The organism is Curvibacter lanceolatus ATCC 14669 (genome assembly GCF_000381265.1).
Taxonomy (GTDB): domain Bacteria; phylum Pseudomonadota; class Gammaproteobacteria; order Burkholderiales; family Burkholderiaceae_C; genus Curvibacter; species Curvibacter lanceolatus.
In genome coordinates this window covers 56,054-79,196 of the sequence record NZ_KB906256.1, presented here as the reverse complement: position 1 = coordinate 79,196, position 23,143 = coordinate 56,054, and the positions used below count along the sequence as shown (strand labels likewise).

The window sequence follows — 23,143 nt, the reverse complement described above, 5'->3', positions numbered from 1 at the left end:
CCATGACTGCCAAGATCCGTGTTTTCGTGCCGCGTGATTCCGCCGCCCTGGCCGTGGGGGCCGACGAGGTGGCCCAGGCCCTGCAGGCCGCCGCTGGCGACAGCATCGAGCTGGTGCGCAACGGCTCGCGCGGCCTGTTCTGGCTGGAGCCGCTGGTGGAGGTGCAAACCCCCGCCGGCCGCGTGGCCTACGGCCCGGTGAGCCCCGAAGACGTGCCCGCCCTGCTGGCCGCCGGCCTGCTGCAGGGTGGTGAGCACGCGCTGCGCCAGGGCGTCACCGAACAGATTCCTTACCTGGCCTTGCAAGAGCGCCTCACCTTCCGCCGCATGGGCGTGACCGACCCGCTGAGCCTGGCCGACTACGAGGCCCATGAGGGCTGGGCCGGCCTGCGCCGCGCCCTGGCCATGGACAGCGCCGCCATCATCCACGAGGTGACCCATTCGGGCCTGCGCGGGCGCGGCGGGGCGGCCTTCCCGGCCGGCATCAAATGGAAGACCGTGGCCCATGCCCAGGCCGCGCAGAAGTACATCGTCTGCAATGCCGACGAGGGCGACTCGGGCACCTACTCGGACCGCATGACCATGGAGGGCGACCCCTATGTGCTGATCGAGGGCATGACCATTGCCGCCCTGGCCGTGGGCGCCACCCAGGGCTACCTCTATGTGCGCTCCGAGTACCCGCATGCCGTGGCCACGCTGAACGAGGCCTTGGCGCGGGCCAAGGCCGCCGGCTTCATCGGCGACTCGGTGCTGGGCAGCGGGCACGCCTTCCACCTGCATGTGCGCATGGGCGCCGGCGCCTATGTGTGCGGCGAAGAGACGGCGCTGCTTGAAAGCCTGGAGGGCCGGCGCGGCATCGTGCGCGCCAAGCCCCCGCTGCCGGCCCTGAAGGGGCTGTTCGGCCAGCCCACGGTGATCAACAACGTGATCACCTTCGCCTCGGCCCCCATCATCCTGGCGCGTGGGGCGCAGTTCTACCGCGACTACGGCGTGGGCCGTTCGCACGGCACGCTGCCGTTCCAGTTGGCCGGCAACATCCGGCACGGCGGCCTGGTCGAGAAGGCCTTTGGCCTGACCCTGCGCGAGCTGGTCTACGGCTTTGGTGGCGGCACGGCCTCGGGCCGGCCCATCAAGGCCATCCAGGTGGGGGGCCCGCTGGGCGCCTATGTTCCTGAAGACAAATGGGATGTGCCGCTGGACTACGAGGCCTATGCCGCCTTTGGCGGTGTGGTGGGCCACGGCGGCATCGTGGTGCACGACGACACGGCCAACCTGGCCCGCCTGGCCCGCTATGCGATGGACTTTTGCGCCCTCGAATCGTGTGGCAAGTGCACGCCCTGCCGCATCGGCTCGACCCGCGGCGTGGAGGTGATCGACCGCATCACCGCCGGTGGCCCGCAACAGCCGCAGCAGGTCAAGCTGCTGCGCGACCTGTGCGACACCATGCTGCATGGTTCGCTGTGCGCCATGGGCGGCATGACCCCGTACCCGGTGTTGTCGGCCCTCAACCACTACCCGCAGGACTTCGGACTCAGCGTACCGGACGCGCCGCAAGCCGAAGCCACCCAAGTCACTCAAGCCGCCTGAGGAGTTCAACATGCTGGCTCATCTGAAAGAAACCGATCACGGCACCCCGCTGCGGGTGTCGGAGCGCGAAGTCACCCTGGAGATCGACGGTGTCGCCGTCTCGGTGCCCGAGGGCACCTCGCTGATGCGGGCCGCGGTGGACGCCGGCGTGCGCGTGCCCAAGCTCTGCGCCACCGACAGCCTGGAGCCCTTCGGCTCGTGCCGGCTGTGCCTGGTCGAGGTGGAGGGCCGCAAGGGCTTTCCGGCCTCGTGCACCACCCCGGCCGAGGCCGGCATGAAGGTGCGCACCCAGAGCCCGCGCCTGCAGGAGCTGCGCAAGGGCGTGATGGAGCTGTACATCTCCGACCACCCGCTGGACTGCCTGACCTGCTCGGCCAATGGCAACTGCGAGCTGCAGGACATGGCCGGTGTCACCGGCCTGCGCGAGGTGCGCTACGGCCTGGACGGCGCCAACCACTTCCGTGGCGACAGCAAGCCCGCGGTGGACGACTCCAACCCCTATTTCAGCTACGACGCCAGCAAGTGCATCGTTTGCAACCGCTGCGTGCGCGCCTGCGAGGAGACCCAGGGCACGTTTGCGCTGACCATCCAGGGCCGGGGCTTCGAGTCGCGCGTCTCGCCGGGCCAGGGGCAGTCGTTCATGGAATCCGAGTGCGTGAGCTGCGGCGCCTGTGTCGAGGCCTGCCCCACCGCCACGCTGCAAGAGAAATCCATCATCCAGCTCGGCCAGCCCGAGCACAGCACGATCACCACCTGCGCCTACTGCGGCGTGGGCTGCGCCTTCAAGGCCGAGATGAAGGGCAACGAGGTGGTGCGCATGGTGCCCTGGAAGGACGGCAAGGCCAACGAAGGCCATGCCTGCGTCAAGGGCCGCTTTGCCTGGGGCTATGCCACCCACAAAGACCGCATCACCACGCCCATGATCCGCAAGAGCATCGCCGACCCCTGGCAGGAGGTCAGCTGGGACGAGGCCATCGGCTACGCGGCCAGCGAGTTCCGCCGCATCCAGGCTGAGCACGGGCGCGATTCGATCGGCGGCATCACCTCGTCGCGCTGCACCAACGAAGAGACCTACCTGGTGCAGAAGCTGATCCGTGCGGCCTTCGGCAACAACAACGTCGACACCTGCGCCCGGGTCTGCCATTCGCCCACCGGCTACGGTCTGGGCCAGACCTACGGCACCTCGGCCGGCACCCAGACCTTCAAGTCGGTCGAGAAGGCCGACGTGATCCTGGTCATCGGCGCCAACCCCACCGATGCCCACCCGGTGTTCGGCTCGCGCATGAAGAAGCGCCTGCGTGAGGGCGCCCAGCTGATCGTGATCGACCCGCGCCGCATCGACCTGGTGAAGTCGCCCCACATCCGCGCCGCCCACCACCTGCAGCTGCGCCCGGGCACCAATGTGGCCGTGATCAGCGCCATGGCGCATGTGATCGTCACCGAGGGCTTGCTGGACGAGGCCTACATCGCCGAGCGCTGCGACGACAAGTCCTTCCGCGAGTGGCGCGAGTTCGTGGCCCGGCCCGACAACTCGCCCGAGGCCATGGAGGCCGTGAGCGGCGTGCCGGCGGCCGAGCTGCGCGCCGCTGCCCGCCTGTATGCCACCGGCAACAGCGAAGGCCGCAAGAGCGCTCGCCAGGTCAATGCCGCCATCTACTACGGCCTGGGCGTGACCGAACACGCCCAAGGCTCGACCATGGTGATGGGCATTGCCAACCTGGCCATGGCCACCGGCAACGTGGGGCGCGAAGGCGTGGGCGTGAACCCGCTGCGCGGCCAGAACAATGTGCAGGGCAGCTGTGACATGGGCAGCTTCCCGCACGAGCTGCCGGGCTACCGCCACATCAGCGACAGCACCACGCGCAGCCTGTTCGAGTCGGCCTGGGGGGTGACGCTGAACCCCGAGCCGGGCCTGCGCATCCCGAACATGTTCGAGGCCGCCCAGCAGGGCAGCTTCCTGGGCCTGTACTGCGAGGGCGAGGACATCGTGCAGAGCGACCCCAATACCCAGCACGTGATCGACTCGCTCAAGGCCATGCAGTGCGTGGTGGTGCAGGACATCTTCCTCAACGAAACCGCCCAGTACGCGCATGTGTTCCTGCCGGGCTCGTCCTTCCTCGAAAAAGACGGCACCTTCACCAATGCCGAGCGCCGCATCTCGCGGGTGCGCAAGGTGATGCCGCCCAAGGCCGGCTATGCCGACTGGGAGGTGACCCAGAAGCTGGCCAACGCCCTGGGCTACCCGATGAACTACGCGCACCCCGAAGAGATCATGCGCGAGATCGCGGCGCTCACGCCCAGCTTTGCCGGCGTCAGCTACGACAAGATCGAGCGCCTGGGCAGCGTGCAGTGGCCCTGCAACGACAGCACCGACGAGGCCGGCACGGCCATCATGCACGTGGACCGCTTTGTGCGCGGCAAGGGGCGTTTCATCATCACCCAGTACGTGCCCACCGATGAGAAGGTGACCCGCAAATACCCGCTGCTGCTGACCACCGGGCGCATCCTGTCGCAGTACAACGTGGGGGCCCAGACCCGGCGCACCGCCAACAACCAGTGGCACGACGAAGACCGGCTCGAGATCCACCCGCATGACGCCGAGGAGCGCGGCATCCGCCACGGCGACTGGGTGGGCATCCAGAGCCGCGCGGGCGAGACCGTGCTGCGCGCCACCGTCACCGAGCGCGTGGCCCCAGGCGTGGTCTACACCACCTTCCACTTCCCCGAATCGGGGGCCAATGTGATCACCACCGACAGCAGCGACTGGGCCACCAACTGCCCCGAGTACAAGGTGACGGCGGTGAATGTGATGCCGGTGCAGCAGCCCGATCAGCAGTCCGATCACCAGTCCGAGCCCCAGTCGGCGTGGCAGCGCAGCTATGCTCAGTTCCATGAAACCCAGCTCGAACTGCTGCACGCCGCCAGCCAGGGCGAATGAGTCCGCTCTGATCGCCTTGACCGCCATGAAGCCCGACGACGTCCCCCCCCAGCCCACCGGCTGCACCCCCGTGCCGGTGCGCCGCTGGCGCCAGGGCCAATGGCACGAAGCCCAGGACCTGGTGGCCCAGGAGCGCCCCGTGGCGCTCGAGTACAACGGCCTGTCGCATGCCGTGATGCTGGCCACGCCGGATGATCTGGCCGACTTTGCACTGGGCTTCTCGCTCACCGAGGGCCTGGTGGACCGGGCCGAGCAGGTGTACGGCATCGACATCGACGACAGCCCCGCCGGTCTCACCCTGCGCATCGAAGTGGCCTCGGCCTGTTTTGCGCGCTTCAAGGACCAGCGGCGCAGCCTGGCCGGCCGCACCGGCTGCGGCCTGTGCGGTGCCGAGAACCTGGCCCAGGCCGTGCGCCAGGTCAAGCCGGTGGGCGGCACGGCCCGCTTCAGCCCCCAGGCCCTGAGCCGGGGCATGGGCCAGTTGCGCGCTCACCAGCCTCTGCTGGGCGCCACCGGCGCCACCCATGCCGCCGGCTGGTGCGACGCCTCCGGCCAGCTGCACCTGGCGCGTGAAGACGTGGGCCGGCACAACGCGCTCGACAAGCTCATCGGCGCCCTGCTGCGCCCCGGCCAGCCGCTGGCGGCCCAGGCGGGCAGCGGCTTCATCGTGGTCACCAGCCGCGCCAGCCATGAGATGGCGCAAAAGGCGGCGGCCGCCGGCGTGCCGCTGCTGGCGGCGGTGTCGGGCGTGACCGAGCTGGCCGTGCACACCGCCGACGCGGCCGGCCTGAGCCTGCTGGGCTTTGCCCGCGGCGACGATTTTTCCATCTACACCCATGCCCAGCGCGTGATCCTTGAGGCCTGAGCCATGAGCACCGATCTGCACACCCAGAACCTGATCCAGATGGCCAATCGCATCGGCCAGTTTTTCGAGTCCATGCCCGACCGCGCCGATGCCCTGGCCGGCGCCGCCGAGCACATCCGCAAGTTCTGGGAGCCGCGCATGCGCGCTCAATTTCTGCAGCAACTTGACGCCGAGGCCGGCCAGGCCCTGCATCCCTTCATGCGCGAGGCCGTGATGGCCCACCATGCGCGCCTCAGCGAGGCCTTGCCGCCCGCCCGCTGATTGCCGTTCGGCGGTGTGATTTGACCGCTGGGGGGATTGGCCCGCCCGGGCCGCCCCGGCGCCACCGCGGCGGCGTTTTTAATCAGCGACCCCCGCCCCGGCCCGGCACCGTGCCCGCCGGGCGAGCCGGGGCACAAGGCCGCCCCCTGCCATGACCCCACCTCCCGCCACCGTGCCACCCCACGCCGACACGCCGGCTCCGGGCCTCAAGCGCTCGCTGCAGGCGCGCCACCTCAGCATGATCGCCATCGGCGGCTCCATCGGCACCGGCCTGTTCGTGGCCTCGGGCGCCATGGTGTCGCGGGCCGGCCCCGGCGGGGCGCTGCTGGCCTATGTGCTGATCGGCGCCATGGTGTACTTCTTGATGACCAGCCTGGCCGAGCTGGCCGCCTACATGCCGGTGGCGGGCTCGTTCTCCACCTACGGATCGCTGTATGTCGACCCCGGCTTCGGCTTCGCCCTGGGCTGGAACTACTGGTACAACTGGGCGGTCACGGTGGCGGTGGAGCTGGTGGCGGCCCAACTGGTCATGCAGTACTGGTTTCCGGCCGTGCCGGGGGTGTGGTGGAGTGCGCTGTTCCTGCTGCTGGTGTTCGCGCTCAATGTGATCTCGGTGCGTGGCTTTGGCGAGGCCGAGTTCTGGTTCGCCCTGATCAAGGTGCTGACCGTGCTGAGCTTCGTGGTGCTGGGCCTGCTGATGATCCTGGGCGTGTTCCGCGGCCAGCCCAGCCCGGGGCTGAGCCACCTCACGCTGGGCGAGGCGCCCTTTGTGGGGGGCATGCCGGCCCTGCTGGGGGTGGTGATGATCGCGGGCTTCTCGTTCCAGGGTACCGAGCTGGTGGGCGTGGCCGCCGGTGAATCGGTCGACCCGGCGCGCAACATCCCGCGCGCGGTGCGCCAGGTGTTCTGGCGCATCCTGCTGTTCTATGTGCTGGCCGTGGGCGTGATCGGCGTGCTGCTGCCCTACACCGACCCCAACCTCATCAAGACCGACCTGCGCGAGGTGGGCGTGAGCCCCTTCACCCTGGTGTTCGAGCGCGCCGGCCTGGCCCTGGCCGCCGGGGTGATGAATGCGGTGATCCTGACGGCCGTGCTGTCGGCCGGCAATTCGGGCCTGTATGCCTCCACCCGCATGCTCTACAACCTGGCGGTGGAAGGGCGGGCCCCGGCCGTGTTCAAGCGCCTGAGCGGCCACGGTGTGCCGGTGCCGGCCTTGCTGGCCACCACGGCCATGGGGGCCCTGTGCTTTCTGAGTTCGCTGGGGGAGGGGCAGACCGTGTACCTGTGGCTGCTGAACCTGTCGGGCATGACGGGCTTCATCGCCTGGCTGGGCATTGCCATCAGCCACTACCGCTTCCGCCGCGGGCTGCAGGTGCAGGGCATCGACATCGCCGGCCTGCTGCCCTACCAGTCACCGTTCTTTCCCTGGGGGCCTTTCTTTGCCTTCGGCATGTGCCTGCTGGTGGTGCTGGGCCAGAGTTTTGACGCCCTGCACGGCAGCGGGCCCGTGCCCTGGGGCGACCTGATCGCCACCTACCTGGGCATTCCGGTGTTTCTGGCCATGTGGTGGGGCTGGCGCCTGGTGCACGGCAGCCGGCTGGTGCCCTATGCCGAGATGCATTTCCCGGGCGCACTCGAGCACCGCCGCCGGCCTCAGTAGACGGTGCCGCCGCGGGGCAGGGCGGCCACCCCCGAGGCGTCCGGGGCGCCCAGAAAATCGGCCGCACCCCGGCGGCCGACCGGCTACTCCGCCGGCTGGAACCGCGGCTGCACGATGATCTTCACCGCCGACTCGTTGTTGTGGATCAGCGTGTCGAAACCCTGGGCCACCAGGTCCTCCAGCTGGATGCGCTGGGTGATGAAGGGCGCGAGCTTGATCTTGCCCTGCTCGACCAGCTCGATGGTGGCCTGGTGGTCGTTGCAGTAGGCGATGGTGCCGCGCACGTCCAGCTCCTTCATGACCACGCTGTGCACGTTGATCGTGGCCGGATGGCTCCAGATGGACACGATCACCACCACGCCCGTGGCCTTCGTCACGGCCACCAGCGTGTCGAGCACGGGGTTGACGCTGGAGCATTCGAACGCCACGTCCACGCCCTTGCCGCCGGTGAGCCGCATCACCTCGGCCACCACGTCCACTTCGGAGGGGTCGAGGATGTGGTCGGCCACGCCGGATTCCCGCGCCTTTTCCTTGCGTTTGGCGCTCAGTTCGGTGATGAAGACGGTCAGGCCCTTGGCCTTCAGGATGGCGGACAGCAGCAGGCCGATGGGGCCGGCCCCGCCCACCAGCGCCACGTCGCCCGCCTTGGCGCCGCTGCGGGTGTAGGCATGGTGGCCCACGGACAGCGGCTCGATCAGCGCGGCCTGATCCAGTGGAATGGCATGGGAGATCGGATGCACCCAGCGGCGCTTCACGGCAATCCGCTCGGACAGCCCGCCGCCACGCCCGCCCAGGCCGATGAAGTTCATGTCCTTGGACAGGTGGTAGTGGTCGCCCGGCCCCGTGGGTACGTCGTCGGCCACGATGTAGGGCTCGACCACCACGTGCTGGCCGACCTCGATGTCGTCCACCCCCGCGCCCACGGCGTAGACCACGCCTGAAAACTCATGCCCCATGGTGATGGGCGCGGACTCCCCCGAGATGGGGTGCGGATGGCCGCAGGGCGGGATGAAGATCGGCCCTTCCATGAACTCATGCAGGTCCGTGCCGCAGATGCCGCACCAGGCCACGGCAATGCCCACGGTGCCGGGCTCCACCACGGGTTCGGGTATGTCTTCGATGCGGATGTCGCCACGGTCGTAGAAACGTGCTGCTTTCATGATTCAACTTTCTGGTCTGTGAGGCTGGGTCAATGGGCGGCAGGGCCGCCCCATGGAAGATCGTGAACAGGTTGTTACCGCAGGTGGTGCACCTGTTGCAGGCCGTAGACCTGCACGGGCAGCCCTTCCTGGCGCGCCTTGAGCTGCAGCGCCAGGTACAGCGAGTAATGGCGCGACTGGTGCAGATTGCCGCCGTGGAACCACAGCGCCTGCTGCTGTGTGGGCTTCCACATATTGCGCTGCTCGCCCTCCCAGGGGCCTGGGTCCTTGGTGGTGTCCGAGCCCAGGCCCCAGACCTTGCCCACCTTGTCTGCCACCTCCTGGCTGATCAGGTCGGCCACCCAGCCGTTCATCGAGCCGTAACCGGTCGCGTAGACCACCAGGTCGGCCGGCAGCTCGGTGCCGTCGTCCAGCACCACCGCGTTTTCCGACAGGTGGCTGATCTGCTTGCCCGCCTGCAGCTTGATGCTGCCGTCGATCACCAGATCGCAGGCGCCCACGTCGATGTAGTAGCCCGAGGCGCGGCGCAGGTACTTCATGAAAAGGCCCGAGCCGTCATCGCCGAAGTCCAGCATGAAGCCGGTCGCCTCCAACTGGCGGTAGAACTCCGCGTCGCGCTCGCGGATGCGGTCGTACAGCGGCACCTGGAAGTCGGCCATGATGCGGTAGGGCAGCGAGGCGAAGATCAGGTCCGCCTTCCTGGTCGTCACGCCGCTGGTCACGGCGCGCTCCGAATACAGGTCGCCCAGGCCGATGTCCATCAGCGAATCGGAACGCACGATGTGGGTGGACGAGCGCTGCACCATGGTCACATCGGCGCCATGCTCCCACAAGGCCGCGCAGATGTCGTGCGCGGAGTTGTTGGCACCGATCACCACCACCTTCCTGCCCGCGTAGGCGTCGGGGCCCGGGTGCTGCGACGAGTGCTGCTGCTCGCCCTGGAAGACCTCCTGGCCCTTGATCTTGGGCACGTTCGCCTTGCCCGACATGCCGGTGGCGAACACCACATGCTTCGGGCGCAGCACCAGCGTCTCGCCATCGCGCTCCACGGTGACCTCCCACGCCTGGCTGGCCTCATCGAAGCGGGCGTTGAGGCAGTTGGTGGAGGGCCAGTAATTCACCTCCATCACCTTGGTGTACATCTCCAGCCAGTCGCCAATCTTGTCCTTGGGTGCGAACACGGGCCAGTTGTCGGGGAAAGGCATGTAGGGCAGGTGGTCGTACCAGACCGGGTCGTGCAGGCACAGCGATTTGTAGCGGTTGCGCCACTGGTCGCCAGGGCGCGCCTGCCGGTCGATGACAATGTGCGAGACCCCCAGCTGGCGCAGCCGCGCACCCAGCGCAATGCCGCCCTGGCCGCCACCGATGACGAGCACGAAAGGCTGGGTGTCGCGGCCCAGTTCCTTGGCCTCCTGCTGGCGGCGCTCCAGCCAGGTCTGGCGGCCGCGCCGGATGCCATGCTCGGCCCCCATGGGGCGGCGCGTGCCCAGGGGCTCCTCATGCCCCTTGAGCTCCTGGGCGGCCGTCAGCAGCGTCCAGATGCGCCCGTCCTTGATGCGTACATGGCCGCTGCCGCGCGCATGGCGCGTGTCGACCACGATCCAGGCGGACACCATGCCGTCGGCTTCCTCCACCGCCTCGCGCTCGTCCAGCGAAAAGCGCACGGGCGCCACGGCGTCGAGCTGGGCGGCCAGCATGTCGGCGATCTGGCTGCGCCCTTCCAGGGTCTTGAGGTTCCAGGTCAGCAGCACCAGGTCGCGCCAGTAGCATTCGTCGGCGAACAGGTGGCTGGCGGCCGCGGCATCGCGGTCTGCCAAAGCATGGTTGAGTGTGTCGAGCAGCGCCTGCGCCCGGGCGCGGGCCGTGTCATGGGTCATGGTTGTCTCCTGAATGTTGGTCATGCCCGCTGGTTTTGCTGCGGGCAGGCGTTCTCAGGCAATCGCCATGCCATGCCTGAGCGGTCAGCCGGGCAGGCATGCCGTGCCAGCAAAATCAATGACTTGCGTGCAGGCCCCTGGCACAAACCCTGGGCCCTGGGCCCCGTCTTTCACCCCCGCCGCACGCGACAGCTGGCGCAGCCCTGCGACACCTGTTGCACCGGGCCTGCTGCAGTGCAGCAGCGGCAGTGGGTAAACCTCCATTGGCGCGGGCAGGCACGGGGCACAGAATCGTCGGCGGCACGTTCACCGACCGCATCGAAGCCCTCCCATGTCCCTGCAGTCCTACGCCTCGCACGTCCAGGAAATCGAAGCCTTCGGCCTGGGTTACTCCAACCGTGGGCAAGAGCGCGACCGCGCGGTGCTGCGCAGCTGGCGCCGCTGCATCGATTCGCACCGGCTCGATCCGGCCCGTACCAGCGAAGCCCATGTCGTCACCGAAGGCCAGTTGCGCACGCACCGCGAGGAATCCGAAGCGCTGATCCACATCGCCCGTCAGGCCCTTGAGCGGCTGTACCACCAGCTCAAAGGTCTGGACTACGTGCTGCTGCTGGCGGACCGGCATGGCGTGGCCGTGGACTTCATGGGGCACGAGGCCGATGCCGGCGACCTGCGCCGTGCGGGCCTGTACCTGGGCGCGCAATGGCGCGAGGACCACTCCGGCACCTCGGCCGTGGGGGCCTGCCTGGAAACCGGCGAAGCGTTGACCGTGCACCAGAGCGACCATTTCGACTTCACCCACACCGGCCTGTCCTGCACGGCCGCGCCGATCTACGACCTGCGCGGCGAACTCGCGGCGGTGCTGGACCTGTCGCTGCTGCGCTCGCCCGTCGAGCGGGCCAGCCAGAACCTGGCGCTCAACCTCGTCGTGGCCGCCGCGCGGCGCGTGGAGCAGGCCAACCTGATGGCGCAGTCGGGTCATGACTGGGTGGTGCGCCTGGCCCAGTCACCCGATTTCCTCGACGTCGATCCCGACGCCTCCATCAGCGTCGACGCACGCGGCCGCATCCGCGCCATGACCCACGCGGGCGCCCGCCTGCTGGCCGCCGTCGCGCAACTGGACTGGCGCCAGCGCCAGAGCCTCATCGGCCAGCCGCTGGAGCGTTTCTTCGACCTGGACCTGCGCGACCTGTCCGAGCTGCGCCGTCATCGCCCGGCGCAGGAGCGCCTCATCCGCGCCCGCGATGGCAGCATCCTCTTCGCCCACGCCATGGAGCCGCAACGCCGCCCACGCCGCCCGCCCGCGCAGGCAACGCCGCCGCAGCCCCCTCTGCCTGCTGCGCTGCAGGCGCTGGAAAAGGGCGATGCCGCACTGCAAGCGCTGCTGCGCAAGGCCGCCCGGCTCGCGCCGCAAGCGCTGCCGATCCTGGTGCAGGGGGAGACCGGCGCAGGCAAGGAATACCTGGCCCGCGCCCTGCATGCCTGCAGCGGTCGCAGCGGCGCCTTCGTCGCCATCAACTGCGCAGCCATTCCCGAGGCCCTGCTGGAAAGCGAACTGTTTGGCTACTTGCCCGGCACCTGGACCGGCGGCGCCAGCAAGGGCCGCGAAGGGCTGATCGCCGCGGCACACGAAGGCACGCTGTTCCTCGACGAGATCGGTGACATGCCGCTTGCCTTGCAGGCCAAGCTGCTGCGGGTCTTGTCTGAATCCGAGATCACCCCGTTGGGGGCTCGTGCGCCACGGGCGGTGTCCGTGCGCTTCATTTCGGCCTCGCACCGTCCGCTGGCCGAGCTGGTGCAGCGCGGCAGCTTCCGCGAAGACCTGCTCTACCGCCTCAACGCCGCCGAGCTGCACCTGCCTGCGCTGCGCCAGCGCAGCGACCTTCTGCCCCTGGCCGAGCAGATGCTGGCCACCTTCGGCCGCCATCTGCACCTGGGCGACGCCGCGCGCGCCCTGCTGGCCGCACACGCCTGGCCCGGCAACCTGCGCGAGCTGCACAACGCGCTGCGCTATGCCGCAGCCCTGTGTGGGCCCGATGGCGACGGCCGCATCGAGCCCGAGCACCTGCCCGATGCGCTGAACCGTGCCCCAAATGGCGCCGCCATGGCCCACAGCACCGGCGTGCCTGCCGCCCAGGCGCTGGAGCAACTGCTGGCGCAATGCCAGGGCAATGTCTCAGAGGCAGCACGCCAGCTCGGCGTCAGCCGCTCCACCATCCACCGCCGCATCCAGCAGCTCCAGCTTGGCGTGCGGCATGCCCAATGGCGCGGGCCTTAGAACACGTTAGAACACGTTAGAGCGCGCTTCTTCCGAAAGCCCATGCGAACGGCCCCCGCTGCGCCAAGCCGTCAATAGACCGCGCCGGCCCGTGGCGCCGCCGCGCTGCCCTCGGCCCCCAGAAAATCGGCCGCCAGTCGCCGCGCCGCCTGGGCATACAGCGACACGTCCACGCCCACGGCCACAAAGGTGGCGCCCAGGGCCAGGTAGTGGCGCGCCAGTTGCGGGTCGGAGGTCAGGATGCCGGCGGCCTTGCCGGCGCCGACGATGGTCTGGATGGCGCCTTCGATGGCGGCCTGCACCTCGGGGTGGCCGGGTTTGCCGCGGTGGCCCATCGAGGCCGCCAGATCGGCCGGGCCGATGAACACCCCGTCCACGCCCTCGACGGCGGCAATCGCGCTCAGGTTCTTCAGGGCGGTCACGCTCTCGGCCTGCACCAGCAGGCAGATCTCGTCGTCGGCCACATCGAGGTAGTCGGCGCGCAGGCTCCAGCGCGAGGCGCGGGCAATCGCGCTGCCCACCCCGCGGATGCCCTGGGGCGGGTACTGCACGGCACGCACCATCAGCTCGGCCTGCTCGGCGGTGTCGACCATGGGGATCAGCAGGTTCTGCGCGCCGATGTCGAGCAACTGCTTGACCAAGGCCACCTGGCCTTCGACGGCGCGCACCACGGGCTGCGAGCGGTAGGGGGCCACCACCTGCAGCTGCTGCAGCGTGGTCTGCAGGGTGTTGGGGGCGTGTTCGCCGTCGATCAACAACCAGTCGAAGCCGGCGGTGGCGCTCACCTCGCTCAGGTACGGTGAGGCGGCAGACAGCCACAGGCCGATCTGGGCGCGCTTTTCGCGCAGGGCTTGCTTGAAGGGGTTGGCGGCCGGCTTGCTCATCGGGTGGGATCTCCTGAAAGAGCGGGCCGGCGCATCAGCTCGGCCCGCGGTGGATGTGACAGATTGTTAATTCTGCGTCTTTTTGAGCTGTCACCTTCATCGCCGCCTTCATGACCACCCTCATTGCCAGCCAAAGCGCCCGGCATACCAGCGCTTGACCGCCGTGGTCAGCAGGCCATAGCCCAGCAGGATCAGCAGCAGCCAGCCAAAGTAGGCCGGCGGCAGGGCCTGCAGCCTGAAGTAGCCGGCCCAAGGGCCTTGCACCAGGAAGACGCCCAGAGCGGCCACACCGGCGGTCATGCCCAGCAGCAGCGGGGCCGGGCGGCTTTGCACAAAGGGCAGTCTGGGGCTGCGCAGCAGGTGCACGATCAGCGTCTGGGTGAGCAGGCCCACCACGAACCAGCCCGACTGGAACAGGGTCTGGCGCGCCTCGCTGTTGGCCCCGAACACCCACCACATGAGGGCAAAGGTGGCGATGTCGAAGACCGAGCTCAGCGGCCCGAAATACACCATGAAACGGCCGATGCCATCGGGGTTCCAGCGCAGCGGCTTTTGCACCAGCTCGTCGTCGACGCGGTCGAAGGGGATGGCGGTCTGCGAGAAGTCGTACAGCAGGTTCTGCACCAGCAACTGCAGCGGCAGCATGGGCAGAAACGGCAGGAAGGCGCTGGCCACCAGCACCGAGAACACGTTGCCGAAGTTCGAGCTGGCCGTCATGCGCAGGTACTTCAGCAGGTTGCAGAAGGTGCGTCGGCCCTCCAGCACGCCCTCCTGCAGCACCATCAGGCTTTTCTCGAGCAGGATGATGTCGGCGGCCTCCTTGGCGATGTCCACCGCGCTGTCCACCGAGATGCCGATGTCGGCGGCGCGCAGCGCGGGCGCGTCGTTGATGCCGTCACCCATGAAGCCCACCACATGGCCGTTGCGGCGCAGGGCGCGCACGATGCGCTCCTTGTGCAGCGGGGTCAGCTTGGCAAACAGCTGGTGCTGCTCCACGCAGGCGGCCAGCGCCGTGTCGTCCAGCGCGTCCAGCTCGGGGCCCCGCACCACGGTCTGCACCGGCAGGCCCACCTGGGCGCAGACCCGGGCGGTGACCAGTTCGTTGTCGCCGGTCAGCACCTTCACGGCCACGCCGCTGTCGGCCAGGGCCTGCAGGGCGGGCGCGGTGGAGTCCTTGGGTGGGTCGAGAAAAGCCACATAGCCGATCAGGGTGAGGGCGCTTTCATCGGCCACGCCGAACACGGTCTGGTCCAGCGGCAGCTCTTTCATGGCCACGGCCACCACGCGCAGGCCCTCGCGGTTGAGCTGGGCGGCCACCTCGTGCACGCGGGCCAGCACCTCGCCGTCCAGGGGCTGGTCGGTCTGACCCTCGGGGCCCTGTGTGCGCACCTGGGTGCAGATGGCCAGCATCTCCTCGAGTGCGCCCTTGCAGATCAGCTCATGGTGGTGGTCCTGCTCCGCCACCACCACCGACATTCGGCGGCGCACGAAGTCGAACGGGATCTCGTCCACCTTGCGGTAGTCCTGCGCCAGGCGCAGCTCGGTGGCCATCTCCACATGCTCCAGCACGGCCCGGTCGAGCAGGTTCTTCAGGCCGGTCTGGTAGTGGCTGTTGAGGTAGGCGAACTTCAGCACCTCGTCGCTGGCCTGGCCGAACACATCGGTGTGGCGCTCCAGCACGATGCGGTCCTGGGTCAGCGTGCCGGTCTTGTCGGTGCACAGCACGTTCATGGCGCCGAAGTTCTGGATCGCGTCCAGGCGTTTCACGATCACCTGCTTGCGCGACAGCATCACCGCGCCCTTGGCCAGGGTGGTGGTGACGATCATGGGCAGCATCTCGGGCGTCAGGCCCACCGCCACCGACATGGCAAACAGAAAGGCCTCGCCCCAATGCCCCTTGGTGAAGCCGTTGACCAGCAGCACGATGGGCACCATCACCAGCGCAAAGCGGATCAGCAGCCAGCTCACGCTGTTGACCCCGCTCTGGAAGGCCGTCACCGTGCCTTCGCCCGCGTTCATGTGGGCCGCCACGGTGCCGAAGTAGCTCTGGTTGCCGGTGGCCAGCACCACCGCGGTGGCCGAGCCCGAGACCACGTTGGTGCCCATGAACAACAGGTTGTGCTGTTCCAGCGGGCCCTGGCCCGCGGCGGCTTCGGTGGGCTGCGGGTTGGGTGGGGCGTGCGGGTCTTGTGCGCTGACAAACTTCTCCACCGGCATCGATTCGCCGGTCATGGCGGCCTGGGCCACGAACAGGTCGCGCGCGCTCAGCACCCGGCAGTCGGCCGGGATCATGTCGCCCGCCGACAGCTGCAGGTGGTCGCCCGGCACCAGCTCGCGGATGGGGCGCTCCTGCGACTGCGGTGCCGCGCCGCCGGCCGGCACCCGCCACACCGTGGCGGTGTTGCTGACCAGGGCCTTGAGCGCCTCGGCAGCCCGGCTGGAGCGGGCCTCCTGCACGAAACGGATCACCGTGCTCAGCACCACCATGCTGCCGATCACCACCGTGGCCTTGCTGTCATCGGTGAGCCACGACACGGCGGCCAACAGGGTCAGCAGCAGGTTGAAGGGGTTGTTGTAGGCCCGCCACAGGCGCTGGCCAGCGGTGGGCGGCTGGTCGTGGGCCACCTCGTTGGGGCCCACGCGGCGCAAGCGCTCGGCGGCCTCGGCCTCGCTCAAGCCGCCGGCGGTCGCCTGCAACTGCGCCAGCACTTGTTCGGGTGTGGCCTGGGCGGCCCGCATCAGCAGCGGCACCAGCGGGCCGGCGGCGCTGGGCCGCGCCTCGGGCGGGTGGGCCAGGCTGTGGTCCAGCCAGGCGTGGCGGCCAAACAGGCGGTTGGTGTAGCGGCGGCGCAGCAGGGGCGCCAGCCAGCGGGGCAGCAGGGCTCGCATGTCAGGGGACTTTCGGTCGGAGCGGGGCGGTTTCGGGGCGCAAAAAGGCTTCTTGAACCGGCGTTCTCCGGCCCACTATGCGCCTATATGGCTAGTTTGACCGTTCAGCTTGCTGGCATCATGACGGGATGACGAACAGTTACGAATCCGAGGACTGGAACGACACCGTCGCCATCGACGACGAGGACACGGCGCCCCTGGCGCTGGCCGATGCGGCCGGCCCGATCTGGGCCGTGGGTGAGGCGCGCCCCTATCCGGCCGAACGGGTGTCCCTGGGGCGCTGGATGCTGGGCGGGCTGAAGGCGGGCTTTTTTGTCTCGCCGGGCGTGGGCCATGCCCAGCCTTCGCCTTTTCAGGTGCTGCTGCTCACGGTGCTGGCTTCGGGCCTGCTGCTGGGGCTGGCGCGGCTGGAGGTGCCCGGCCCCGCCATTTTTGACTGGCGTGCCTGGCTGGTGCCCTGGTGGATGACGCTGCTGTCGTTGTGGGGCGCCTGGTTTGCCCTGCCGCCCGAGCGCGTGGCCGAGATCGATGACGACCCCTGGCACCTGCGCGGCCTGGGCACCTGGTTTGCGCTCAGTTCGGGCGTGGCCCTGCCCGCGCAGCTGGTGCTGCAGGCCCTGTCGATCGCCGTGGTGCGCGAATGGCTGCCGGCGCAGACCGTGGCCCTGCAATGGGTCTACTGGGGCCTGTACCTGGGCCTGTCGGTGTGGCTGTGGGCGGCGGTGGTGCGGCTGACGGCGCGCTTTGCCGGCCCGCGCTGGCGCCTGGGCCTGTTTGCGGCCTTGCTGGCCGGCCTGTTCGCCCTGGCCATCTGGCAGTTCCCGGACCGCCCCTGGGCCCCTGACGAAAGCGCCGAGCTGGCCGCCGCCCCCGACACCCCCGAGCCCCCGCGCCTGCACCTGAGCCAGGCCGTGTTCGAGGCCCAGCAAGCCCTGTGGCCTGCCGCCGAGCAGGGGCTTGCGGCGCAGCGCGACGGTGTGGTCGATGTCTATGGCCTGGTGTTCGCCCCCGACGGCAGCGAGGCGGTGTTCCGCCGCGAAAGCCAGCTGGTGGCCGACGTGCTGCGCCAGCGCTTTGATGCCGAAGGCCGGGTGCTGCACCTGCTGAACAACCCCGAGACCGCCACCACCTTGCCCTGGGCCACGCCCGAGAACCTGGGCCGCGCCATCGGCCTGCTGGCCGCCCACATGGACCGCGAACACGATCTGCTGGTGGTGTACCTGACCTCGCACGGGGCGCAGAACTTTCAGCTGGCCGCCAACAACGACCCGCTGGAGGTGGCCCCGGTCGACCCCGGCCTGCTGCGCCGCCTGCTCGACGAGGCGGGCATCCGCAACCGGGTGATCATGGTGTCGGCCTGCTTTGCCGGCGGCTGGATCGAGCCCCTGGCCACCGACACCAGCCTGGTGATCACCGCCTCGGATGCCGAGCACACCTCCTACGGCTGCGGCCGCCTGTCGGAGCTGACCTTCTTCGGCCGGGCCGTGGTCGACGAGCAATTGCGCCAGACCCATTCCTTCACCCAGGCCTTCGAGCGGGCCCGCCCGCTGATTGCCAAGCGCGAGGTCGAGGCCGGCAAGCCCGACGGCCCGTCCAACCCGCAGATGCGCCTGGGCGCGGGCCTGGTGCCGGTGCTGGGGGCGCTGGAGGCGCGGCTGGGGCCCTGATCAGAGGCCGCAGCGCCCAGCACGACCCGTGGCCGGGTCGTGCCAGTGGGTGGGTCTGAGCGCCACTTCCGGTCTTGCCCACACCCTGCCACGGCTGACACAGCTTTGCGCTATGGTGACGCGCATGAAGCCTTCATTTTTCAGTCTGGGGTGGCGCACCCTGTGGCGTGACCTGCGCGCCGGTGAGCTGCGCCTGTTGATCGTGGCCGTGACCCTGGCGGTGGCGGCCCTGAGTGCGGTGGGGTTCTTTTCGGACCGGCTCAAAGGGGGGCTGCAGCGCGATGCCCGCCAACTGCTGGGCGGCGACGCGGTGCTGGCCAGCGACAACCCGGCCCCGGCCGCCTTTGCCGAGCGGGCGCGGGCCCTGGGCCTGCAGGTGGGGGCCACCCAGACCTTCCCGACCATGGGGCGCGCGCCCGATGAGCAGGGCGGTGCCAGCCGCCTGGTGGCCCTGAAGGCGGTCAGCCCGGGCTACCCGCTGCGCGGCCAGTTGCTGGTGTCGACCACGGCCGACGGCGCTGGCGAGCCCACGCGCGAGGTGCCGGGGCCCGGCGAGGTGTGGGTGGATGCGGCGGTGCTCGAATCGCTGGACCTGCACCTGGGCGACCCCTTGCTGCTGGGCGACAGCCGCCTGCGCATTGCGCGCGTGCTGGTGCTGGAGCCCGACCGCGGCGCCGGCTTCATGAACTTTGCCCCGCGGGTCATGGTGCGCGAAACCGACCTGGCGGCCACCCGCCTGGTGCAGCCCGCCAGCCGCATCAACCACCGCCTGGCGGTGGCGGGCGAGGGCCCGGCCGTCAAGGCCTTCACCGACTGGGCCGAGGCCGAGATGAAACGCAGCGGCCTGCGTGGCGCCCGCATCGAGTCGCTGGACAGCGGCCGCCCCGAGATGCGCCAGACCCTGGATCGGGCCGAGAAATTCCTCAACCTGGTGGCCTTGCTGGCCGCCTTGCTGAGTGCCGTGGCCGTGGCCCTGGCCGCACGCGGCTTTGCCGGCAGCCACCTGGACGATTGCGCCATGCTGCGGGTGCTGGGGCAAAGCCAGCGCACCATCGCGCTGGCCTATGCCTTCGAGTTTGTGCTGGCCGGCGCGGCCGCCAGCCTGCTCGGTGTGGTGCTGGGCTATGCGGTGCACTACGCCTTTGTGGCCCTGCTGGCGGGCCTGGTGGACGCGGCCCTGCCGGCCGCCACGGCCTGGCCCGCGCTGCTGGGCCTGGGCATGGGCCTGACCCTGTTGGTGGCCTTTGGTCTGCCGCCGGTGCTGCAACTGGCGCAGGTGCCGCCGCTGCGCGTGATCCGGCGCGACCTGGGCGGGCTCAAGCCGGCCTCGCTGCTGGTGCTGGGCCTGGGCGTGGCGGGCTTTGCGGCCTTGCTGATGGCCGTCAGCAGCGACCGCCTGCTGGGCCTGATCGCCGTGGGCGGCTTTGCCGGCGCCGTGCTGCTGTTTGCCGGCCTGAGCTGGCTGGCCGTGCAGGCCTTGCGCCGCAGCGTCAACGAAAGCACCGCGCCGCGCTGGCTGGTGCTGGCCACCCGCCAGGTGTCGGCCCGCCCGGCCTATGCGGTGGTGCAGGTCAGCGCGCTGGCGGTGGGCCTGCTGGCCCTGGTGCTGCTGGTGTTGCTGCGCACCGACCTCATCAGCAGCTGGCGTCAGGCTACGCCACCCGACGCGCCCAACCGCTTCGTGATCAATGTGCTGCCCGAGCAGGCGGCTGATTTTCAGGCCACGCTGCGCCAGGCCGGGGTAGGCCAGTTCGATTGGTACCCCATGATCCGGGGCCGCCTGGTGAGCATCAACGGCCAGCCCGTCAAGCCCGAGGACTACCCCAGCGAGCGGGCCAAGCGCTTGGTCGACCGCGAGTTCAACCTCTCCAACAGCGCCGAACGCCCCCCGCACAACCCCGTGGTGGCGGGCCGCTGGACGCCCGAGGAGACCGGCGCGGTGAGTGTCGAAGAAGGCATTGCCCAGACGCTGGGCCTCAAGCTCGGCGACCAGCTGCGTTTCGACATCGGCGGCGTGCAGACCGAATCGCGCATCACCTCGCTGCGCAAGGTGGACTGGGGCTCGCTGCATGCCAACTTCTTCGTCATCTACCCCGTGGCCAGCCTGCCCGATGTGCCCGTCACCTACCTGGCGGCCTTCCGCGCCCCGGCCCAGCGCGGCTTTGACAATGGCCTGGTGCGGCAGTTTCCGAACATCACCAATGTGGACATGAGCAGCACGCTCAACCAGATCCAGCGCGTGCTCGACCAGGTGGTGCAGGCGGTGGAGTTCCTGTTCGGCTTCACCCTGGCCGCCGGCCTGGTGGTGCTGTTTGCCGCCGTCACCGCCACCCGCGAAGAGCGCGCCCGCGAGTTCGCCATCATGCGTGCCGTGGGCGCCAGCAGCCGCCTGCTGCGCCAGGTGCAGGGCGCCGAGCTGCTGGGCGTGGGCCTGCTGGCCGGTTTTCTGGCCAGTGCGGTGGCGGCCGGCGTGGGCTGGGGCCTGGCGCACTTCGTGTTCGAGTTCCCCTGGGCGGCCTCGCCCTGGGTCCTGCTGGGCGGCGCCGCCGCCGGCGCCGTGCTGGCCCTGGCCGCCGGCTGGTGGGGCCTGCGCGAGGTGCTGCGCCGGCCGGTGGTGGAGACGCTGCGGCGGGCTGCGGCCTGAGCCCGGCCTGGGCGGTGTTGAGCCGCAAGCCGCGGTTTACGGAAGCGACAATGGTGGCCTATGAGCACCGATGACACCCCGCAAACGTCCAACCCCGCCCCCGCCACCCCCTTCGAATGGATCGGCGGTGAAGAGCGCGTGTTGGCGCTGACCGAGCGCTTTTATGATCTGATGGACCTGGAGCCCGGCTACCACGACCTGCGCGCCGCGCACGGGCCCGACCTGTCGAATGCGCGCCAGCGCCTGTTCTGGTTTCTGTGCGGCTGGCTGGGCGGCCCTTCGTATTACACCGACCGCTTTGGCCACCCCATGCTGCGGGCGCGGCACCTGCCTTTCCCGATCGGCATCAAGGAGCGCGACCAGTGGGTGGCCTGCATGGACCAGGCCATGGGCGAGACAGGCGTGCCTGAGGACTTGCGGGCTCGCCTCAAGGAGAGCTTTTTCGGCACGGCCGACTGGATGCGCAACAAGGGCATCTGAGCGCCTCGGGCCTGGGTGCGTAACATACGCGGCCATGACCGAAACCACTTCTTCCTCCGTGCGCCTGCGCCCCGCCACCCAGGCCGATGTTGACACCATCCTGGGCTTGATCCGGGGCCTGGCCGAGTACGAGAACCTGCTGGACCGCGTGGTGGCCACGCCTGAGAAGCTGGCCGACACCTTGTTCGGCGCCCACCCCGCCGCCGAGGTGCTGCTGGCCGAGCTCGATGGCCAGGTGCAGGGCTTTGCGCTGTTCTTTCACAACTACTCGACCTTTCTGTCTCAGCGCGGCCTGTACCTCGAAGACCTGTTCGTGCGCCCCGAAGCGCGTGGGCGCGGCGTGGGCAAGGCCTTGCTCAAGGCCCTGGCCGAGCTGGCTGTGCAGCGCGGCTGCGGGCGCTTTGAGTGGTCGGTGCTGGACTGGAACCAGAGCGCGATCGATTTCTACCAGGCCATGGGCGCCACGGTGATGCCCGACTGGCGCATCTGCCGTGTCACGGGCGAAGCCTTGACGCGGCTTGGCCGGCCGGTCTGAGCTTTCCCCTGAATCAAGCCTGGGCGCGCAGCGCCTCCAGCCGCCGCACCAGGGCCAGCGGCGTGAGGTCTTCGAACATCGGGCCGATCACCTGCAGGCCGATGGGCAGGCCATCGCGGTCGCGGCCCACCGGGGCGCTGGTGGCGGGCAGGCCGGCCACGGTGGCGATGCCGGGCCAGAAGACCTGCGGCCCCAGGGGTTGGGCCTGGCCGTCCATCTGCACCGTGGCGCTGGCCCAGTCCATGGGGTCGATGTGCGGGTAGGCGGTGCAGCCCAGCACGGGGGTGAGCACCACGTCGACGTGCTCGAACAAGGCTTGCCACTGCTGTTGCAGGGCAGCGCGGCGGTCGAGCAGGATCAGCCATTCGTGGGCACTGATGGACGTGGCACCCGGCTGGCCGCGGGTCATGAAAGTGTTGAGCAGGCCGGCATAGATCTGGTGGGCCGTCTGCAGATTGGGCAGGCGTTCGCTGCTGCGCAACACGGTGCAGCCGCCGGCCTGCAGGGTGTCGGCCACCGCCTGCAAGGCGGCCTGGGTGTCTTGCGACACGGGCAGGCCCGGGTGCTGGTCGAGCAGAAGGCAGCGTGCCTGCGCCATGTCGCGCGCGGGGGGCAGTTGCAGCGCATAGGCCTTCGACTTCGGGGCCTCGGGGCCCGCCAGCACGCTCAGGGCCAGTTCCAGGTCATCGACGCTGCGTGCCAGCGGGCCGATCACGGCCAACTCATTGGGGGCCCCGCTGCCCAGGCCCGGAAAATCATGGCCGCGCGCCGGCAGCAGGCCCAGGCTGGGCTTGTGGCCGTACACGCCGCAGAAATGCGCTGGTACCCGGATCGAGCCACCGATGTCCGAGCCCAGCTCCAGCGCCACAAAGCGCGCCGCCAGCGCGGCGGCGCCACCGCCCGACGAGCCGCCCGGCGTGCGGCTCAGGTCCAGCGGGTTGCGGGTGCGGCCGTAGATCGGGTTGGCGGATTGCCAGTCGCCCAGGCCCACCGGCACATTGGTCTTGCCCAGGATCACGGCGCCCGCTGCCTTGAGGCGCGTCACCGCCAGCGCATCGCTGCCGGCGCGCAGCCCGCGGGCAAACTCGAAACCCCAGGTGGTCGGCAGGCCGGCCAGGTTGAAAGATTCTTTCACCGTCATGGGCAGGCCCAGCAGGGGCCGGCGTTCGCCACGCGCCAGGGCCTCGTCGGCCGCTCGGGCCTGGCTGCGGGCGTGCTCGAAGTCGCGCACCACCACGGCGTTGATGGCGCCATCTTGCGCTTCGATGCGGGCGATGGCGGCCTCGCAGAGGGCCAGGGCGCTGCATTGGCCACTTGCCAGCGCGGCCACCTGGGTGCGGGCATCGAGGTCGAGCAGGGCGTCAGCGGGTGAGGAGGGCTGTGAGGTCATGGCGGGGCCTGTGAAATAGGTCTTGCCAT

Annotated in this window: 15 protein-coding genes; 10 read left to right on the top strand and 5 right to left on the bottom strand. The window is 69.5% G+C overall.

All coding sequences use genetic code 11. From position 1 onward, the window contains the following. Positions 1–2: 2 nt before the first annotated feature. From F624_RS0109140 to F624_RS0109120, 5 genes are all read left to right on the top strand, one after another. Positions 3–1,586, top strand: coding sequence for a formate dehydrogenase beta subunit (locus tag F624_RS0109140; protein WP_019573989.1), 1,584 nt, complete (start codon positions 3–5; stop codon positions 1,584–1,586). A 10-nt stretch (positions 1,587–1,596) separates the two neighbouring features. Further along, positions 1,597–4,524, top strand: a complete 2,928-nt coding sequence (fdhF, locus tag F624_RS0109135) for a formate dehydrogenase subunit alpha (RefSeq protein WP_019573988.1) — start codon at positions 1,597–1,599, stop codon at positions 4,522–4,524. 25 nt (positions 4,525–4,549) lie between these two features. Next, entirely contained in the window at positions 4,550–5,389 is an 840-nt protein-coding gene (gene fdhD / locus F624_RS0109130; RefSeq protein ID WP_019573987.1) for a formate dehydrogenase accessory sulfurtransferase FdhD, read from the top strand. A 15-nt stretch (positions 5,390–5,404) separates the two neighbouring features. Further along, the gene (locus tag F624_RS0109125; protein ID WP_031254569.1) at positions 5,405–5,650 is read left to right on the top strand and encodes a formate dehydrogenase subunit delta; all 246 of its coding nucleotides are present in this window, start codon (positions 5,405–5,407) and stop codon (positions 5,648–5,650) included. A 151-nt stretch (positions 5,651–5,801) separates the two neighbouring features. Next, positions 5,802–7,310 carry an amino acid permease gene (locus F624_RS0109120; RefSeq protein WP_043425804.1) on the top strand — a complete coding sequence of 503 codons (1,509 nt, stop codon included), beginning with the start codon at positions 5,802–5,804 and terminating at the stop codon, positions 7,308–7,310. A gap of 83 nt (positions 7,311–7,393) precedes the next feature. Here the strand turns inward: F624_RS0109120 and F624_RS0109115 are convergent, their stop codons facing one another. Continuing rightward, complete coding sequence (locus F624_RS0109115; RefSeq protein WP_019573984.1) at positions 7,394–8,470, bottom strand: 2,3-butanediol dehydrogenase; 1,077 nt, start codon at positions 8,468–8,470, stop codon at positions 7,394–7,396. Between the two features lie 74 nt (positions 8,471–8,544). Next, entirely contained in the window at positions 8,545–10,347 is a 1,803-nt protein-coding gene (locus F624_RS0109110) for an NAD(P)/FAD-dependent oxidoreductase (protein WP_031254567.1), read from the bottom strand. Positions 10,348–10,678: 331 nt separating this feature from the next. On the opposite strand from F624_RS0109110, the gene F624_RS0109105 reads away from it, so the two are divergent. Continuing rightward, the gene (locus tag F624_RS0109105) at positions 10,679–12,625 is read left to right on the top strand and encodes a sigma-54-dependent Fis family transcriptional regulator (RefSeq protein ID WP_019573982.1); all 1,947 of its coding nucleotides are present in this window, start codon (positions 10,679–10,681) and stop codon (positions 12,623–12,625) included. Between the two features lie 71 nt (positions 12,626–12,696). On the opposite strand, the gene hpaI is transcribed toward F624_RS0109105, so the two are convergent. Then, positions 12,697–13,509, bottom strand: a complete 813-nt coding sequence (gene hpaI / locus F624_RS0109100; RefSeq protein WP_019573981.1) for a 4-hydroxy-2-oxoheptanedioate aldolase — start codon at positions 13,507–13,509, stop codon at positions 12,697–12,699. 120 nt (positions 13,510–13,629) lie between these two features. Further along, the gene (gene mgtA, locus F624_RS0109095) at positions 13,630–16,398 is read right to left on the bottom strand and encodes a magnesium-translocating P-type ATPase (protein WP_019573980.1); all 2,769 of its coding nucleotides are present in this window, start codon (positions 16,396–16,398) and stop codon (positions 13,630–13,632) included. A 128-nt stretch (positions 16,399–16,526) separates the two neighbouring features. Here mgtA and F624_RS0109090 point away from each other — a divergent pair, with 128 nt between their 5' ends. The 4 genes from F624_RS0109090 to F624_RS0109075 all read left to right on the top strand — a co-directional run bounded on the left by F624_RS0109090 (position 16,527) and on the right by F624_RS0109075 (position 21,724). Next, positions 16,527–18,065: a C13 family peptidase gene (locus F624_RS0109090; protein WP_019573979.1), complete on the top strand. Its 1,539-nt coding sequence runs from the start codon at positions 16,527–16,529 to the stop codon at positions 18,063–18,065. Positions 18,066–18,189: 124 nt separating this feature from the next. Further along, a complete protein-coding gene (locus F624_RS0109085) occupies positions 18,190–20,709 on the top strand; it encodes an ABC transporter permease (RefSeq protein WP_031254565.1) in 2,520 nt (839 codons plus the stop codon). A 60-nt stretch (positions 20,710–20,769) separates the two neighbouring features. Then, positions 20,770–21,189, top strand: coding sequence for a group II truncated hemoglobin (locus F624_RS0109080; protein ID WP_019573977.1), 420 nt, complete (start codon positions 20,770–20,772; stop codon positions 21,187–21,189). A gap of 34 nt (positions 21,190–21,223) precedes the next feature. After that, a complete protein-coding gene (locus tag F624_RS0109075; protein ID WP_019573976.1) occupies positions 21,224–21,724 on the top strand; it encodes a GNAT family N-acetyltransferase in 501 nt (166 codons plus the stop codon). Positions 21,725–21,737: 13 nt separating this feature from the next. Here the strand turns inward: F624_RS0109075 and F624_RS0109070 are convergent, their stop codons facing one another. Then, the gene (locus F624_RS0109070) at positions 21,738–23,114 is read right to left on the bottom strand and encodes an amidase family protein (protein ID WP_019573975.1); all 1,377 of its coding nucleotides are present in this window, start codon (positions 23,112–23,114) and stop codon (positions 21,738–21,740) included. Positions 23,115–23,143: the final 29 nt, after the last annotated feature.